This is a genomic window from Bacillus sp. YBsi01 (assembly GCF_038406745.1).
Taxonomy (GTDB): domain Bacteria; phylum Bacillota; class Bacilli; order Bacillales; family Bacillaceae; genus Bacillus; species Bacillus siamensis.
The window spans coordinates 3,189,854-3,205,988 of the sequence record NZ_CP151679.1; the positions used below are offsets into that span (position 1 = coordinate 3,189,854).

General features: G+C 45.7%; 17 protein-coding genes. 10 read left to right on the forward strand and 7 right to left on the reverse strand.

What is annotated here, in order from left to right; genetic code table 11:
* The first annotated feature begins 78 nt into the window (after positions 1–78).
* The 7 genes from AADZ70_RS16160 to AADZ70_RS16190 all read left to right on the forward strand — a co-directional run bounded on the left by AADZ70_RS16160 (position 79) and on the right by AADZ70_RS16190 (position 5,253).
* A complete protein-coding gene (locus tag AADZ70_RS16160; protein ID WP_342007319.1) occupies positions 79–1,026 on the forward strand; it encodes an ABC transporter ATP-binding protein in 948 nt (315 codons plus the stop codon).
* Positions 1,023–2,210: an ABC transporter permease gene (locus AADZ70_RS16165; RefSeq protein ID WP_342007320.1), complete on the forward strand. Its 1,188-nt coding sequence runs from the start codon at positions 1,023–1,025 to the stop codon at positions 2,208–2,210. Before AADZ70_RS16160 ends, AADZ70_RS16165 begins: the two co-directional genes overlap by 4 nt.
* Complete coding sequence (locus AADZ70_RS16170; RefSeq protein ID WP_342007321.1) at positions 2,207–3,349, forward strand: ABC transporter permease; 1,143 nt, start codon at positions 2,207–2,209, stop codon at positions 3,347–3,349. Before AADZ70_RS16165 ends, AADZ70_RS16170 begins: the two co-directional genes overlap by 4 nt.
* Before the next feature lie 13 nt (positions 3,350–3,362).
* Positions 3,363–3,542 (forward strand): hypothetical protein, encoded by a 180-nt coding sequence (locus tag AADZ70_RS16175; RefSeq protein ID WP_047476096.1) that lies wholly within the window; start codon positions 3,363–3,365, stop codon positions 3,540–3,542.
* A 105-nt stretch (positions 3,543–3,647) separates the two neighbouring features.
* Entirely contained in the window at positions 3,648–4,124 is a 477-nt protein-coding gene (locus AADZ70_RS16180; RefSeq protein WP_269775394.1) for a DUF4879 domain-containing protein, read from the forward strand.
* A 75-nt stretch (positions 4,125–4,199) separates the two neighbouring features.
* Positions 4,200–4,448, forward strand: a complete 249-nt coding sequence (locus tag AADZ70_RS16185) for a sigma-G-dependent sporulation-specific acid-soluble spore protein CsgA (protein WP_342008069.1) — start codon at positions 4,200–4,202, stop codon at positions 4,446–4,448.
* 106 nt (positions 4,449–4,554) lie between these two features.
* Complete coding sequence (locus AADZ70_RS16190; RefSeq protein ID WP_342007322.1) at positions 4,555–5,253, forward strand: DUF308 domain-containing protein; 699 nt, start codon at positions 4,555–4,557, stop codon at positions 5,251–5,253.
* A gap of 43 nt (positions 5,254–5,296) precedes the next feature.
* On the opposite strand, the gene AADZ70_RS16195 is transcribed toward AADZ70_RS16190, so the two are convergent.
* Positions 5,297–5,557 carry a hypothetical protein gene (locus AADZ70_RS16195; protein WP_016936895.1) on the reverse strand — a complete coding sequence of 87 codons (261 nt, stop codon included), beginning with the start codon at positions 5,555–5,557 and terminating at the stop codon, positions 5,297–5,299.
* 185 nt (positions 5,558–5,742) lie between these two features.
* Here AADZ70_RS16195 and AADZ70_RS16200 point away from each other — a divergent pair, with 185 nt between their 5' ends.
* A complete protein-coding gene (locus AADZ70_RS16200; protein WP_045926328.1) occupies positions 5,743–7,362 on the forward strand; it encodes an APC family permease in 1,620 nt (539 codons plus the stop codon).
* A gap of 93 nt (positions 7,363–7,455) precedes the next feature.
* Here the strand turns inward: AADZ70_RS16200 and AADZ70_RS16205 are convergent, their stop codons facing one another.
* Positions 7,456–8,343, reverse strand: a complete 888-nt coding sequence (locus AADZ70_RS16205) for a glycerophosphodiester phosphodiesterase (protein WP_342007323.1) — start codon at positions 8,341–8,343, stop codon at positions 7,456–7,458.
* Positions 8,344–8,438: 95 nt separating this feature from the next.
* Positions 8,439–9,773: a glycerol-3-phosphate transporter gene (gene glpT / locus AADZ70_RS16210; RefSeq protein ID WP_016936892.1), complete on the reverse strand. Its 1,335-nt coding sequence runs from the start codon at positions 9,771–9,773 to the stop codon at positions 8,439–8,441.
* A 335-nt stretch (positions 9,774–10,108) separates the two neighbouring features.
* Between glpT and AADZ70_RS16215 the strand changes: the two genes are divergently transcribed.
* Complete coding sequence (locus tag AADZ70_RS16215) at positions 10,109–10,351, forward strand: DUF2651 family protein (RefSeq protein ID WP_016936891.1); 243 nt, start codon at positions 10,109–10,111, stop codon at positions 10,349–10,351.
* A gap of 54 nt (positions 10,352–10,405) precedes the next feature.
* Here AADZ70_RS16215 and hpaB read toward each other — a convergent pair whose 3' ends face one another.
* From hpaB to AADZ70_RS16235, 4 genes are all read right to left on the reverse strand, one after another.
* Positions 10,406–11,851 carry a 4-hydroxyphenylacetate 3-monooxygenase, oxygenase component gene (hpaB, locus tag AADZ70_RS16220; RefSeq protein ID WP_016936890.1) on the reverse strand — a complete coding sequence of 482 codons (1,446 nt, stop codon included), beginning with the start codon at positions 11,849–11,851 and terminating at the stop codon, positions 10,406–10,408.
* A gap of 150 nt (positions 11,852–12,001) precedes the next feature.
* Positions 12,002–12,427 carry a hypothetical protein gene (locus AADZ70_RS16225; RefSeq protein WP_095241844.1) on the reverse strand — a complete coding sequence of 142 codons (426 nt, stop codon included), beginning with the start codon at positions 12,425–12,427 and terminating at the stop codon, positions 12,002–12,004.
* Positions 12,428–12,499: 72 nt separating this feature from the next.
* Positions 12,500–14,674, reverse strand: a complete 2,175-nt coding sequence (locus AADZ70_RS16230) for a glycoside hydrolase domain-containing protein (RefSeq protein WP_016936888.1) — start codon at positions 14,672–14,674, stop codon at positions 12,500–12,502.
* A 332-nt stretch (positions 14,675–15,006) separates the two neighbouring features.
* Positions 15,007–15,309: a contact-dependent growth inhibition system immunity protein gene (locus AADZ70_RS16235; RefSeq protein WP_045926325.1), complete on the reverse strand. Its 303-nt coding sequence runs from the start codon at positions 15,307–15,309 to the stop codon at positions 15,007–15,009.
* Between the two features lie 298 nt (positions 15,310–15,607).
* On the opposite strand from AADZ70_RS16235, the gene AADZ70_RS16240 reads away from it, so the two are divergent.
* On the forward strand, positions 15,608–16,078 hold the full coding sequence (locus AADZ70_RS16240) for a helix-turn-helix domain-containing protein (protein WP_049627823.1): 471 nt from the start codon (positions 15,608–15,610) through the stop codon (positions 16,076–16,078).
* The last annotated feature ends 57 nt before the right edge of the window (positions 16,079–16,135 follow it).

Genomic DNA, 16,135 nt, shown 5'->3' on the forward strand with positions numbered 1-16,135 from the left:
CGAGTACGAAAGTGAATAGAAAACAAGGATCGGCAAGAGTAGAATAAGTGCAGACATGATACAAGGAGTGCTGCACGAATGCTTGAATTAACCGATTTGACAAAGAAGTACGGCGGTTTTACCGCTGTCAATCATATATCACTGCGCGTCGAAAAAGGAGAGATATTCGGCCTGCTGGGACCAAACGGCGCCGGTAAATCAACAACGGTGTCAATGATCAGCACCGTGCTCTCACCGACTGATGGAACCATTTGCATTAATGGAATGTCATTACAAAAACAGCCAGCGGCCATAAAAAAAGTGATGGGTATCGTCCCGCAGGAAATAGCCTTGTATCAAGCGCTAAGCGCAAAGGATAATTTGGCTTTTTTCGGGAGCCTGTATGGACTTTCCGGTAAGGAGCTCGATAAGCGGGTCGATGAAGTGCTGGACATCATCGAATTAAAGGAACAGCGAAATCAAAGGGTGTCTGAATTTTCAGGCGGTATGAAGAGACGGGTGAATATCGGGGCTGCTCTGATGAACGAACCGAAACTATTCATTTTAGATGAACCGACCGTCGGAATTGATCCGCAATCCAGACACCATATTCTTGAAACCGTTAAGACGTTAAATCAAGAAAAAGGAATGACCGTCATCTACACGAGCCATTACATGGAAGAGGTCGAATATCTATGTGAAAGAGCGGCGATCATGGACCGCGGCTCAATCATTGCCTGCGGAACGAAAGACGAATTGAAACAGTCAGCGGGAGCCTCCGATACCCTGATCGTGAATGCAGAGGGTCTGAATGATGATGCCGTACAAAAAATCCGCCGCATTCCCGGTGTTTCCGAAGCCGCCGTCAGCCATCAGACCATTTCGATGCTCGTTTCCGCGGCAGAGCGGAATATCCTTGATATCGCGGATGATATCAGAAGAACCGGTATCACTATTAAGGGCATTCATTTCGAGGAAGCCAATCTTGAAAGCATTTTCCTCCGGCTTACCGGCAAAACGCTGCGGGATTCACAGGGGGCGTCATGAAAACATTGCTCAGGCTGACTTTATTAGATTTTCGGTTAATGGCCGGAGAAAAGTCTTTCTATATAAAACTGATTCTATTCCCGGCGCTGATGATTTTTATTTTAGGAACGGTTTTTCACGGCGATTCGAAAGCGAAGTCATTTAAAATCGCGTTTTATAATGCGGATCACGCGGAAAGTGCTTTGGGAGACATATTAAAGAAAGACGTTCTGAAACAAAACGATCTCATCCATGTAAAAGACATAAGCGGTTATCAAGCAGGGAAAAAACTTGTCGAAAGCGGCAAAGTCTCGGTTTTTGTATACGTGCCGAAAGGCTTTGCAAAAGCGGCGGAACACAATGAAAAAACAAATATCAAAGTCATTTCAGACCAACAAGGCTCTGTAAACGGAGACATTGTTGAGATAATGGCCGATTCGTTTGTCACCAGAGTAAAGATGAAAAACAGCGAAGAAAAAACGGTGCTGAAACAGTCGGGACATCTGTCAAAGGAGGAAGTCGGCAGCATAATGAGCGGACTGTCCGCTGAGCGCGGACAGGCTGTGGCCATTCCGAAACAGTCGGCCGGCCATCACGCGGCTCCGATTGATGCGATGCAGTATTATTCAATCGCGATGGTCGTCATGTTTTCTATTATGACCGCTTTTGCGCTCATTCACGGCATAGTGGAAGAAAGGCAGCAGCACACATTGTTCAGAATCAAATCAATGCCTGTATTACATATCCAGTACGTGGCTGGAAAGCTTTTGGGGATCATGTTTGCCATCCTTATACAAATGGCTGCCGTCATCATCGCAAGCAGCATCTTGTACCATGTGAAATGGGGCAATTTATTTGAAATATTGCTGGTGACGATCGTTTATTCATTTGCGATCGGCAGTATCGTGCTTCTTTGGGGGTTTACTGCAAAAAACCACGAGACCGTCTCAAGCATGGCGGCTCCTATTCTGTATGGCTTCAGTTTTTTAGGCGGAAGTTTTATTGCAAAAGACAGCCTGCCTGCCGGTTTGAAAATCGTGCAGGAGCTGATACCGAATGGCAAAGCGATCAACAGCTACGTAAGTGTCACGCAGCATGCCGGTCTGAGCGGTATTTCGGCGGATTTGGCAGAGCTTTTCGCTATCGGCGCCGTGTTTTTATGTTTGACCATATGGGTGTTTAAGCGGAAGGAGGCTGTTTCATGACGCAGCTGTTATTCATGATCAGACATCAGCTGAAACTGATGTTACAGAATCGGGTTGCGATCTTTGCGACCATTTCCGTCCCGCTCCTTCTGACTTATCTCTTTTCCTTTTCTGCCGATGACAGTCAGCAGAAGGAAGTCTATGTGGCTGATAAGGATCAGAGCGTCTTTTCAGCACAATTGATGAACATGATTCAGACAGTCGGCCATGTAAAAGTCACGAAGGTTACAGAGGCTGTTTTAAAGACAAAGGTTAATCATCAGGATATTTCTTTCGGGTTGCTGATCGGATCTCATTTTGAAGAGACATTATTTTCCGGTGATGAATTGAACGTTTCAATCATTCAGAATGAAGAAAAGGGTGATGCTGTTTTGACAGAGCAGCTGATTGCGCAGCAGGCGGGCACGCTGAAAAAGATCGTCCGCGATGCGGCAGTGATGTCCCGCACGCTGCACACTGACGCTAAGCAGGCGGCGGCTGACCTGTTGAAGGATATCCAAAGCCATTCTGCCGTAACCGTTGACCGCCAGCACATTTATGCAGGCGGACAAGCGGCAGACAGGCTTATCGGATTTTTAGTGATGTTTATCTGGTTCGTTGCGGTTCAAAGCTTGCGATCATTTATAGACGAAAAAGAAAATCATACATATGCCAGATTGCTGAGCACGCCCGTGTCCTATACAGCATATGCAATCTCTAAGTTTGCGGCGGCGTATCTTTTCGGACTTCTCCATATTATAGTGATTCTCGGTGCCGGAACATTCATGCTGCATATCCGTTTTGCCGATCACGTTCTTGCTGCGGGAGCAATGCTTGCGGCCTGTGTATTTGCGCTGACTGCTGTAACGATGGCGGTGATCCCGTTTATGAAGAGCCAAAAGCAATTCACATCGCTTGCTTCTGTTTTCATCGCTGTTACGGGTTTATTGGGAGGGGCTTTCTTCACTTTAGATGCGGCTCCGGAGTATATGCGGACGCTGTCGTTGTTTACCCCTGAAAAATGGGTGATCGGCGCATTTCAAAACAATGGCGGAGACAGCGCGCAGATTGCGCCCTTGAGCCTGTTTCTTGCCGCCGGCGCAGCGGCACTGGCCTTATCACTCTATTTGATAAACCGCAATATGAAAAAACACAGTTAGGAGGATGGCTGCTTTGTATATGGCAGAAATCATCGGAATCATAGAATTGTTCGCTGGAGCCGCAATGAACGTATGGATCGGCTGGCTCGGAAAAACCTTTTTCGGTAAAGATGACAGAAGTTCAAGAGTCGTGTTAAGAATCTGCGGCATCTTTCTGATCATCAATGGTGTTTCCAGAGCGTTTCATATCTAGTTCACAAAGTTTTCCAGACTCTTTTTTGGAATGTAATCTTTTTCCTTTGTAATCATGTAAAATAGAATAGAGTTCTATGAAAATATGACAAGAGGAGGAAGAAACATGAAAAAGAGAATCGTGATGTTATTCGCCGCGGCTGCCGCTGTATTGATGCTTGTAAGCGGGTTGTGGATGCCGTCAGCGTCTGCGGCGCCCGCTCCTGCTTTAACACAAATCCGTATTATCGGTGTGACGTCTGACGGACAGAATTATCAATGGGAAAATATCGGACCGAACCAAATCAGCGCATCAAAACCGATGAAGGGCACAACGGGGTATTTAGCTGTATATTTCCAAGGGTATCCGAACAATAACACAATTCAGGCGTTTAACAACGGAACGAATATTACAAATCTCACGGCAAAAGCGCTGGAAGATGAATATACGAAAAACGGCAATATCGTTACAGGCTACATTAAATATTACAGCGTTCCTCTTTCTTACGTCAGTTCAGGAACGTTCTCTTTCTCCGCAACGGGGCTGAATGGGCCGTACACACCGTTAAGCAGCGGATTTTTCTCCATTCAGGTACAGAGTTAAAACAGCCGCGCTTTCATGTATAGTTTTTCTCTCTTTCCGGGAAGCTATTCCTAAAGAAAAGGGAGGGCTTACATGATGGACACGACACTCGGGTATTTGCGCGAGTCGCTTTCGAACCACTTGGAGCATGATATTTGCCGCGGGATTTATAAAAAGCTGCAGGTGAAGCATTATGCAAATGAGGGCGAGTTCGTGAAGGATCTTAATGATCTGGAAATGGATGCGCTGAATCAGGTGCTTGAGAAGGAGATCAAATATGCTGAGAACGAGCAGGATGAGAAGCGCACGATGGAATTGAATGAAGTATATGAACTGCTGTTTTAAAAAGCCTCCCGCTGACGGAGGCTTTTTTTGTGCCGGAAATAGTTTACAGAATCATCCAACCCTTTGTATAATGGATAGTTGTGAAAAACACAGACGGAGGAGAAACATGAACGAAATAAAAAAACAGACGGTTCTTGAGTTGTCATCGGCTGAGAAAGCTTTGGTTTTCCTTGTGCCGCCATTATTGGGTCTGGTCATCGGCTGGTTTCTGCCGGTCATTGCGAAATGGGCCGTTACATTGGATTGGCTGCCTTTTCACGGGCCGCTGAAAATCATCGCATCTTTTCACGGATGGAAGGCTGCGGCAGCAACCGCCGTTATCGGCTTAATTGGGGGAGTGTGGCTGACGCGGGCGGCTTTTAAAGAAAGTCTTGTGGCAGTCGTGGCGGACAGTGAGGTGTCCTTAACCATACATAATAAAGAAAGCGTGTTTTCGAAAGACAGCATTTCCGGCGTGTTTACGGATCGAAAGTATCTGGTCTTATTGGGGACTGAAGGGCAGGAGCTTTTTCGGGAAAAGCTTGAGCCGGCGGTTGAAAAAGCGGCTGATGCGTTTCGCGGGCATGGGTATGTCTGGCTGGGAACGGAAGATCCTTTTAAAGAAGAATACAAACGGTGGGTGCCGGACATGCCGGATTTGGAGCCTGGGGCAAACGCTCTCTTAAAAGCGAGGGAAAAGGCGCTGAAAGAGGAGGAAAAGGCTGATGCGAAAGAGCTGAAAGCGGAAATATCCAAACTGGGCATTACCGTGCGGGATCAAGGGTCGCGCCAATATTGGCGGATCTATAAAAAGCCGTCTGCATAAAAAAGCTGCCGCCGTTTATACGGCTGGGCAGCATGGGAACAGATTATTTCTTCTTGTCATCGTAGTATTGAACCGGATACATGGAGCCTTCGGATACCATTTTGTTATCTTCAATATCTTCGGGATGCGGGTTGCCTGCTTTGTGGACGGGAAATGATTCAATATCGTGTTTCCCTGAAAGCGATGTTTTCATATTGCGGATAAAGTCCTTCACCTTTTGGCGGTTTGATTTATCTTTGAGCAGGTAGGAAGTTACTCCGACAGTCGACACGGCAAGTCCTGAAATGAGCAGTTTTTGTTTCATGATAAAAACTCCTTTCTATTTCTGGCTTGCAGTAGTTATTCCCGCTTGACGGCTGTTTAAACATCAAAGGGTAATTTTTGGATTCCTGCTTTAATGCGATAAAGATTGACAAAACTATTTTCAGAATAATATTATAAATATATGATAGCGCTGGAGTCATATTTTAATTGAAAGGTGTTAACTTTATGAATCAATTACATCGCAGAATGGGAACGTTTGCACTCATGATGGTCGGACTTGGGTCAATGATTGGCTCTGGCTGGTTATTCGGGGCATGGCGGGCGGCTCAGATTGCGGGACCTGCCGCAATTATTTCCTGGATTATCGGTATGATCGTTATTTTGTTTATCGCACTTTCTTACAGTGAATTAGGTTCAATGTTCCCGGAAGCCGGGGGAATGGTAAAATATACTCAATATTCTCACGGATCATTTATTGGATTTATCGCAGGATGGGCAAACTGGATTGCGATTGTTTCCGTTATTCCGGTGGAAGCGGTCGCGTCCGTTCAATATATGAGTTCATGGCCGTGGGAGTGGGCGAAATGGACAGGCAATCTCGTTCACAACGGCACACTTACGGGAGAGGGTCTCGGCTTTGCGTCCGTATTGCTGATCATTTACTTTTTACTGAATTATTGGACAGTTAACTTATTTTCAAAAGCGAATTCATTGATTACCATCTTTAAAATCATTATTCCGGGGCTGACAATCGGAGCGCTGCTGTTTACCGGTTTTCACGGCGGAAATTTCACATCCGGGTCAAGCATTGCGCCGAACGGCTGGGCGAGCGTGCTGACGGCAGTGGCCACATCAGGTATCGTCTTTGCGTTTAACGGGTTTCAAAGCCCGATTAACATGGCCGGAGAAGCAAAAAATCCCGGTAAATCGATTCCGATTGCGGTTGTCGGTTCGCTGTTGGTCGCAACCGTCATTTACGTCCTGCTGCAAATCGCGTTTATCGGTGCGGTTGAACCTTCTATGATCGTTCACGGCTGGAGTCACCTGAACTTTAACTCTCCATTTGCTGATTTGGCGATCGCCTTGAATATCAACTGGCTCGTGATTATTCTTTATGCGGATGCGTTCGTATCTCCGTCAGGAACTGGTATCACTTATACCGCTACGACGTCCCGCATGATTTACGGCATGGAAAAAAATAAATATATGCCGAGCATTTTCGGAAAGCTTCATCCGCTGTACGGAGTGCCGCGCCAAGCGATGATTTTTAATCTGATCGTATCGTTTATCTTTCTGTTTTTATTCAGAGGATGGGGCGTGCTTGCTGAAATCATTTCCGTTGCGACACTGATTTCTTATATCACGGGTCCTGTGACGGTGATGACGCTGCGGCGGACGGCGGCGGATTTGTACAGGCCTCTCCGTCTGAAAGGCCTCAGCGTGGTTGCTCCGCTCGGCTTCGTGTTCGCGTCTCTCGTGCTGTATTGGGCGCGCTGGCCGCTAACGGGGCAGGTGCTGTTTATCATTTTGATCGGCCTGCCGATTTACTTCTACTACCAAGCGAAAGCGAAGTGGAAAGGATTCCGCAGAAACTTTAAAGGCGGCGTCTGGATGGTTGTCTATCTGCTCAGCATGATGACCATTTCATGGCTCGGAAGTGAAAAATTCGGCGGTCTGAACATCATTCCGTACGGCTGGGATATGGGACTGATCGCAATCGTTGCCCTTGTCTTCTATGCGTGGGCGCTGAAGAGCGGATTCAAGACTGAGTATTTGAAAGACGCCAAAGCAATCAACGATCAATTAAAAGGCGGACAGGCCGAAGCCGCTGCCGGAAAAGAATAATGATTGATACAACCCTTGCGGTACATTTCCCGCAAGGTTTTTTGATCGCGCAAAAAACATGGGTTCGGCATCATCTCCGAACCCACGCTGGCTTTATGATTTGTATTCTTTTTTGACCTTTTGAAATATATCCGCATAGTTGGTGAACACACCGGTTACGCCCCAATCCAGCAGGCGGCGCATGTCCGCTTCGCTGTTTACGGTATAAGGGTGGAGCAAAAGGCCGTGGCTGCGTATGTTCCGGACGTTTTGAGCGTTCAGCGCTTTGTAATCCGGCCCGATTCCGACGGCATAGGTTTTGATGTCCGCTAAATCAGCGTCAGTCATTGACTTCATCTGATCCGCTTCAAGCAATTGGACGGCGGGAAGTTTCGGATCGAGCTGTTTGATTTTCAAAAGGCTGTCCCTGCTGAAAGACTGAATGATCACTTGTCCAAGTTTCGCATGCTTACCTGCCAATTTGTATTTTTTCAGTGAAGCGATCAGTTTTTCTTCCATACCCGGATATGTTTCAGGCGCCTTCGTTTCAATATAATAGTTTGCATGTCTGCCGAACCGTTTTAACACGTCATCAAGTGTGGGAACGTGAAGTCCGGCGTATTGCGGTTTAGCTTTTTCCGGATAGGCTTTATTGAACCAAGAGCCGGCGTCGAGCTTTTGAATCTCGGCTGATGTATGATCTTTCACCCAGCCGTGTCCGTTTGTGGTGCGGTCCAGCTTTTCATCATGCATGACGATCAGCTTGCCGTCTTTTGTCATTTGTAAATCCAATTCAATATAGTCAGCCTTCATTTTTTGCGCAGTTTCATAAGAAAGGATCGTGTGCTCCGGGACATACCCCGAAGCACCGCGATGGGCAATGGTTAACATTCTGTCAGGAGACAAGAGGTTTCCTTTTCCCGCCGCCGATACAGGCGTGACGGTGAATGACAATAGACCGAATGAAAGCAATACCAAAGCAAACAACATATGTTTCCGCATGTTTTCTTCCCCTTAATAAATCAATATCTGTCTCTAGCGTAGAAAATCGTTGTAAATGCTGTACTGCAAAAATATTAATCTTTTATGTTGTTTTCTTATACATGCTCCGCCCGCTTGCCGGTATTCCACGTCATAGCCAAGAAGACGATGGACAGCGCGCATGAGGTGACAAGCATGATAAAGCCTCCGTTCCAGTCAAAGCGGTCTACAACATAACCCATGATGGCGTTGGCAAAAGCCGAGCCTCCGATGTAGCCGAAAAACCCGGTTAAGCCGGCTGCCGTTCCCGCCGCTTTTTTAGGCGCAAGGTCAATGGCCTGAAGCCCGATAAGCATGACAGGTCCATAGATTAAGAACCCGATGCTGATCAGCGCGATATTGTCGATGAGCGGATGACCGGCAGGGTTAAGCCAGTAGACCAATACAGCGATAAATACACCGGCCATGAACAGTACGCCAGCTGGCGCGCGGCGGCTTTTGAAAAACCGGTCGCTGATCCAGCCGCACAAAATCGTGCCCGGAATTCCCGCATATTCGTAAAGGAAATAAGACCATCTGGAGTCTTCAGGAGAGAATCCTTTCGCTTCCGTCAAATAAGTCGGCGCCCAGTCAACGACTCCGTACCGCACGAAATAAACAAACACATTGGCAAATGCGATGTACCACAGAAATTTATTATTCAGCACGTATTTAAAAAGAATTTCTTTGGTCGTCATTTCTTTTTCCTGGTCTTTAAACGCATGTTTCGGATAGTCATTCCGGTATTCTTCAATCGGCGGCAGCCCGCAGGATTGCGGCGTGTCACGAACGAGAAGAACGATGACAAATGAAATGACAATGGCGATAATAGCCGGAAAGAAAAACACGCTTTTCCAAGTAACAAACATGGCGATGCCGAGAGTCACGAGCGGGGCGAGAATACCTCCGCCGATGTTATGGGCGACATTCCATATCGACATTTTCGTGCCGCGTTCACTGATGGAAAACCAATGAGCCATTGTCCGTCCGCAAGGCGGCCAGCCCATCCCTTGAAACCACCCGTTAATAAACATAAAAATAAACATAATCGTCACGCTTGATGTGACCCATGGCATGGAAACAAATAAAATGTTTACGACACCTGACAAAAACAGACCCGTTGCAAGGAAATATCTCGGGTTGCAGCGGTCAGACACCATCCCCATAATAAATTTGCTAAAGCCGTAAGCGATTGATACGGCCGCAAGCACCAAGCCAAGTTCCCCTTTTGAAAACCCTTGCTCCTGAAAGTAAGGAATAGCGAAGGCAAAGTTTTTGCGGAGCAAATAATACCCGGCATACCCGATGAAAATCCCCAAAAATACTTGCAGCCTGAGCCGTTTATAGGCCGCATCCGTCTTTGAATCATCCAATCTCTCAATATGCGGAGCCGGCTTGAACAACTGAAACATCATATCCTCCCCTTTGCTGAACGTCTATCATGATGTATGTATGACTCCTTTCCTTAAAAATAACAAAAAGAACCAGAAATCACCCTTGTGTAAGGGCGGGTTTTTCTGGCTCTCCTCATCTCCATCCAAAAATCATTAACTTGTGTATGATAGCGCTTTCTTAAATTATCACAGTCTGCCATAAATGTAAACGCTTTAAGAAAAGTTTTCATTTTTTTGAATAAATCACCGAAGGGAATATCAGCGTGAGCGCGAAAGGATTTGAAGTACTTGTTTTTGTACTCAGGCATAAGATGTGGTAGGCCGATTTAAGAAAAGGGAAAGGAGTGCCTCTGTTGATTGATGAATTGGATTTTGCGTTCGGTGTTCTGCCGCTTTGTATCATCATCTTGTCAGTCGCCGGAACATATCTGTTTAAAAACGCGTTTATTATGCCGGCTGCCGCTTTGGCCGTTTGCCTTATATGCACTTTTACTGTATTGAATTTCTCGTTTATCGGATGGGCCGCTGTGTACACGCTTGTCTCTTTCGCGTTATCGCATATTACGATGGTGGTGATCAGTCAAAATAAAAAATAGGATCGGCGGCAGCCGATCCAGCTATGATAAGCAGAGATGAGGCTCTGCTTTGTTTTATTTATGAATGTTCAGGAAGTCCTTGATGACAGCGGTCTGTTCTTCTTTCGGATAGCTATTGTACAGATGGCTGGCCAAGCGGACGGGGTCACCGAAGAAGTACCGCTCATATTGTGTCTGTCTTGTTCCGAAAGGGCTCATGGTCAAATCCCATGCCAGACGGAACACTTTCACCCGATCCTCAGCATTCAATTCGGTTGCCTGTAAATATTGGTCAAGGTCTCCTCTGATGTCTGAATGAAACGCTTTTTCAGTCGGCAAAGTCACCATTCCGCTTGCCCCGATCAGCTGAATGATCTCTGTGAAGCGCGGGTAGATGTCAGGGAAAATCGCGCTGACCACACGAAGCGGAGTGACACTCGGCCGCATATATCCCCATTCATCTGTTTCGGCATCATTCTCCGACTTTTCCAATAGAGCTTTCATCGTTTCCAGACCGGTGATGATTTCAGCCATCTTAGCCTGAATATGCTGAAACTCGCTGACATCTATCGCATCGACAAGCGTTTGGGCGAGACCCAGGAGAAACTCCGTCTTTACAATTTGTCTCGTGATGACTTGGTGAAATGCGAAGGCGTTAAAAGAGCTTTTCATATTGAAATCATAAGCCGCCTCGTAATTATCATAAAAAAATACGCGTTCCCAAGGGACTAAAACGTTATCGAATACAACGATGGAATCCATTTCTTCATATCTTGAGCTGAGCGGATAATCAAATGATGATTTTCCCAGTACGAAAGATTCCCTGCAGATGAATTTTACGCCCTTTGTATTGGAAGGAATGGAAAAAGCGAACGCTTCATCTGATTCAAAATACATCTTAGGCAGGGAAACCACGAGCACTTCATCCGTCAGGCCGCCTTGTGTGGCCAAAATCCGGGCGCCGTGAATGACGAGGCCTTTTTCATTTTTTTCGACGACTTTTGCGGAGATCGGTGTTGGTGATACGTTTACATCCATTTGTGAACGATTCACCTGAGGGGTGATAAACGTGTGCGTAAAAGAAAGATCCTGTGTGACAGCCCGTTCGTACAGCGCCTGAACATGTTCCGGAAAACAATGCTCCCGGTCTTTCAAAAGCGCGGCAGAGGAGGCGAAGCTCATCAGGACAGTATTCATGTAATCCGGGCTTCGTCCCATCATTCCGTGCGTATGCCTGGCCCAATGCTCGAACATCTTTCTTCTTCTTTTAACGTCTTCTTTCGTTTTCGGCTGCAGGTATGAAAGCCCGGCCCGCTCTTTTTTACCGGGGAGACTGTATGTCATCTCGTCTTTCATGCCCGGTTTCGTTTGCAAATCATAAAGAGAGCGCTTCGTTTCCAGAAGGCCCTTAAATGCGGGATGTTCAGAAATGAGTCCCTCGATCTTTTCACCGTCAAGCCAAATCTCATTTTTAAGCTGGTTTAATCGGTCAATATACATTTTGCCATTAATGATACCCATCATGTAGCCCTTCTTTCTTTACAGATCCACTACCACATTATATTGAGAATGAAATTGGGTGTTCCGGTTATTTCCAGTGGGGAAGAGCCTTTTTTGGCAAGGGGGATGAAAGGATTGCATAATAAAAAACCCCTTAAGCGGAGGGGTTTTTTAACTGATCATGTCTTTGTATCTTTGTTCGAGGACGAAGTCTATCATTCCGGTAATACGGGTGTTTTCAGATTTTTGTCTGAAACGGTCAGACACTTGGATTTTCCTTGAAAACGGAAATACGGCAAAAATCCAAACAAGGCCGGCCAGACCAAAAACCATTTGCAGCGCCATTTCAATCAAATCATTAAAATGAGTGCTGAAAAAAAAGATATATAACGTGATGAAAGTGACTGTGCATACAATCTTGACTGTATGGTTGAAGGTGAGCTGCGGTTCAGTGAAACATATTTTCATTTGATTGAGTGTGAGCGAATCTTGTGTCGTTAAATATGTAAGCAGTTCTTTGTCATTTTGACTTCGCGGAAGCAAATCGCTTTCTATTTTTTGAACGGTTTCCTTGTATGTCTGCATGTCAATCTTCATACGAATCCTCCTTAAAAAATAACTCCAAGAATACTCATTGAGCATTCCCGGAGCAAGGAGCTGCCTGTTCAATTATAGAAATAGTGATAAAACCGTGCTGAACAAGGCTGCAGCTCCCCCTAATTCAGGCGCTAAAACGACTAAAGCACCGATACCTACAATAACAATAATTCCTGCGCCTGCAATGGCCATGGTATTCACGACAGAATCCCAATCCGGAGAGTAAACCTCTTCGGAATCCGGCAGTCTGAAGCTCTTTTGTTTTATTTTAAATGTAATGGTCGTTGTTAGTCCAGTTGTAGCACTGTCACCGACCGGAATATCAGGTGTATAGATTTTAAATTGGATATTCAGCGATCCCGCAGCCGGATTGACGTATACTTCTAAATAACCGTTGCGGACTGACAAGCTCAGACTGTTAAGCAGGTTTTGATAGGAATCAATTTGTGATGCTGTAAAAGAGACTTGTGAATCTCCCATCAGACCGGTAATATAAGCTCCCGGTTTGCCATTTGTAATGGTAACTGTGTTGGGAGAACCTTCACTCGGCACTGTTGCCAAAAGTGAAGTTGATAAAAGAATATCCATTTCAGGTGATGCATAAATGGTTTCAGTCTTGTCGAATTCAAACATGGCATTCGCAAGATTCGGTACATTTTCTAAAGCGGGAATGGTTGTTAAAATGTCCGTCAGTGTACGCAGTCTTGCGTCATACACAGGATCAGAAGGCGGATGGACGCTGCTTACACCTGAGTCTTTTCCGGAGTAACCGTCTTTGTCAATGGCGACTTTTCCCGCTCCGCTTCCGATCGTTCCTTCATAAAATTGATCAAAAGCCCAGTTTTTCGGCATCGGGTATCCGAGGTTGCCGCTGAATCCGGTCGACATGTTAGCTGTAAAGCTATATTTGGTCAGACCTGCTTCTGACGTCCGGATACAAATGTTTCTCGGTCCGTATACCCCGATTTCATATTTCGGCGCAGTTGAAAACGCCTGCATTTTCATAAAAGCTGACTTGATTTCTTGAAAGTAAGGGATGATTTTATCTGTGACTTCATAATCATACGCATCGAAATCGACGGCAAAGTAGATGGTCGTGCCTGACGGAAAACCTAATCTTCGGGCGGCTGATGCAGCGCTGTACGCATCTCTCGTTCCTTGATCTTTTACAAAATAAGAAGATTCATAGCCGCCGTCCTGATAAATCGGAAAAACGCTTAAGCCGGCATCGAAAATAGTGGAAAGCTCTTTTGACGTCAAGGCTTTCGATGTCAGTCCGCTGCTTGTCCGCACATTCCCGGTCAAATATCTTCCCACGATTTTATAACCATTCTCACGCAAAGTTTTAGCCGTATCTGCCGTTATAATTGCAGCAGTGTCACAAGCCGAAGCAGCCCGCGTTGTGTCGCCTGAGCTTGATAATAAAGCTTTAATCGTCGGCATGTCCGCATAACCTGTTTGCGGCAGGCACATAAACTCTTGGAAAGCTTTCACTGCCGATACAACGCCGACGCCGTATTTTCCGTCGAATTCACCGGGGTCAAATGATTTCCCATTACAGTAAAGCGCGTATTGAACAATCAAAACAAAGCCTGTCCGTGAATCGCCGGGAGTCAGGGTAGGACATAAGCTGGTCGTTCCGTTCCCGAAAAATCCATTGGCGACGCTTGTGCTCATGCCTTCTTCTTTTTGGAGGGCATAAATGAGAGCCTTGTTTGTATCGCGGGCATATAAGCCGTCACAAGGCATCAAGCCGATGTAGTCATTGTAATCCCGGTTCAGGTTCTGCTGGATTTGGCGGATTTTTTTGTCTCCTCCCGCTACTAACCGAAATGCGCTCATATCCAGCAAGGCTTTCATAATGAGTGCCGTGACGATGCCGTCTTGCTTAGTGAGCCCGGCCGCTTTTTGAAACTCTTTTACAGCGCTTTCGGTATTTTCATAGAAAACGCCAGAAAATCCGCCCGGGTTAAATCCTTTACACCATAGCGCCCCTTGCAGAATGTAATTCATGTTTGTCGGCTTAGAATCGGGAGCCTGCTTTTTCAACGGTTTAAATAATCTTTGTGTCGTCGGTCCGAAGTTATCGGCAGGTTCAGAAATACCAAGCTCGATTTGAAGCGCCCGTGTCAGACCGTAAATGGTATCCCATCCCGTTTTTCCGTTTTCCGGCACTTTGTTGTACCCGTGTCTGCCTTTGTACGTCTCATTCAGCCATTGCTGTGTTTCCAGGACCATTTCGTCCATTGGAATCCCTCCATTACATGTAGTGTGCGTTCATTCATAGGTGGCAAACGTATGACAGCTTGTCCGCGCCTCTGAAACTTTGGAACGTCAGGACGGGCATAGGAGACATCTTCAAAAAAGGCAGCAAGCGATCCTGCATCAATGGGAATCGCTTGCTTTATTTACACGTTTTCAGTATTCTGCTTTGGATTTGGTTTCATTTCTGACCTATTAAATCCGCATAAAATGAGTGCCCCCGCAAGTAGCGATCCGAGTCTTTTTCCTGAAGAAATATCACAGATGGAGATTTTCATGCGCCATTCTGCTCTCATCTGAATTCGATTTCACATTGCTTATCGATTTAAGTATAGTTCAATTTTTTTTGTTACTTGTTTTAACCATTCCAAAGGTGATATTTCGTAGTAAGGAAAGTAAACTCCATCGGCACATTCATCTATGAGAGTATTTTTTTCTTCAATTGTCCAATCACTATTGATAAAGTTTCTCAGAAGAGGAACCAGAGATATTAAGTATTGTCTTGATTCTTCATTCAGCAATTCTTCGTATGCGGATTCCATTGAATCATAATCCTGATGAAAGTAACAAGATAAAAAATTGCTTACTTCCTCTAAACTCTCATTCTTTACCTTTTCCATTTTATCCACCTCTATTTAACCGGATAGCCAGTCAGTATAAAACTGCCATCTGTTTTTCTTTTTAATACAATTTTAGCGTTTGTCATTTCTATAATACGAGTTGACCCTTACAGTGTCCTTTCGCCTGATTTTCTCCGACCGTATTTTACCATGAGGATGCCAATTTCTGTTCGTGAATTGAGAAAAAGAGGAAAAGGGTACTTTTTTACCGCTTCTTTTGATTCATTTAAAAATGTACCGATATAAAAAAGGCGTCCCGCGGTGTAAAATGGCTATATTGATAAATATGGAGGTTGAGATGGATCAAGATTATATGACTGAGCTTGTCTCGGTCCAGCTGAAGAAAATCCGGTCGGAGAGAGGCTATACGCAAGAGAAAATGGCGGATGTGATCGGTCTTTCCAAAAAGGCGCTGGTGCAGATTGAGAAAGGGCGGGCGCTTGCGGAATGGCCGCATGTTGTGGCGGTTTGCGCGCTTTTCAGATCAAGTGAAACACTGCAATCCGTATTAGGAGATGATCCGCTGGAGGTCATTGAAGCGGTTGCCCATCGCACAATTGACAGGCCGAAGGGGAAGACGATGGGCGGCAAGGTGTGGTGGAAAACCATCGAGAAAAAAGGTGAGTTCCGCTTGCAGCAGCATTTGATTTCCCACCATTACCGCATCCTGGATTCTTATGATGATCTGTGGTTCAGCAGTTTTGAAAAGGCAGAGGCTTTGGAGCGGCTTGATGAGCTGTTTGTGGAGGCGGAGGAAGCGAAGCGCTGACGCACCTCCGGTTGATGTATTTTCTGATAAGTGAGAAAATATATATAAATTCCAGCC

Bases quoted from the DNA above. Each gene is read 5' to 3' on its own strand.
- AADZ70_RS16160 (WP_342007319.1), top strand. From the start codon at position 79: ATGCTTGAATTAACCGATTTGACAAAGAAGTACGGCGGTTTTACCGCT.
- AADZ70_RS16165 (WP_342007320.1), top strand. From the start codon at position 1,023: ATGAAAACATTGCTCAGGCTGACTTTATTAGATTTTCGGTTAATGGCC.
- AADZ70_RS16170 (WP_342007321.1), top strand. From the start codon at position 2,207: ATGACGCAGCTGTTATTCATGATCAGACATCAGCTGAAACTGATGTTA.
- AADZ70_RS16180 (WP_269775394.1), top strand. From the start codon at position 3,648: ATGAAAAAGAGAATCGTGATGTTATTCGCCGCGGCTGCCGCTGTATTG.
- AADZ70_RS16185 (WP_342008069.1), top strand. From the start codon at position 4,200: ATGGACACGACACTCGGGTATTTGCGCGAGTCGCTTTCGAACCACTTG.
- AADZ70_RS16190 (WP_342007322.1), top strand. From the start codon at position 4,555: ATGAACGAAATAAAAAAACAGACGGTTCTTGAGTTGTCATCGGCTGAG.
- AADZ70_RS16195 (WP_016936895.1), bottom strand. From the start codon at position 5,557: ATGAAACAAAAACTGCTCATTTCAGGACTTGCCGTGTCGACTGTCGGA.
- AADZ70_RS16200 (WP_045926328.1), top strand. From the start codon at position 5,743: ATGAATCAATTACATCGCAGAATGGGAACGTTTGCACTCATGATGGTC.
- AADZ70_RS16205 (WP_342007323.1), bottom strand. From the start codon at position 8,343: ATGCGGAAACATATGTTGTTTGCTTTGGTATTGCTTTCATTCGGTCTA.
- glpT (WP_016936892.1), bottom strand. From the start codon at position 9,773: ATGTTTCAGTTGTTCAAGCCGGCTCCGCATATTGAGAGATTGGATGAT.
- hpaB (WP_016936890.1), bottom strand. From the start codon at position 11,851: ATGGGTATCATTAATGGCAAAATGTATATTGACCGATTAAACCAGCTT.
- AADZ70_RS16225 (WP_095241844.1), bottom strand. From the start codon at position 12,427: ATGAAGATTGACATGCAGACATACAAGGAAACCGTTCAAAAAATAGAA.
- AADZ70_RS16230 (WP_016936888.1), bottom strand. From the start codon at position 14,674: ATGGACGAAATGGTCCTGGAAACACAGCAATGGCTGAATGAGACGTAC.
- AADZ70_RS16235 (WP_045926325.1), bottom strand. From the start codon at position 15,309: ATGGAAAAGGTAAAGAATGAGAGTTTAGAGGAAGTAAGCAATTTTTTA.
- AADZ70_RS16240 (WP_049627823.1), top strand. From the start codon at position 15,608: ATGGATCAAGATTATATGACTGAGCTTGTCTCGGTCCAGCTGAAGAAA.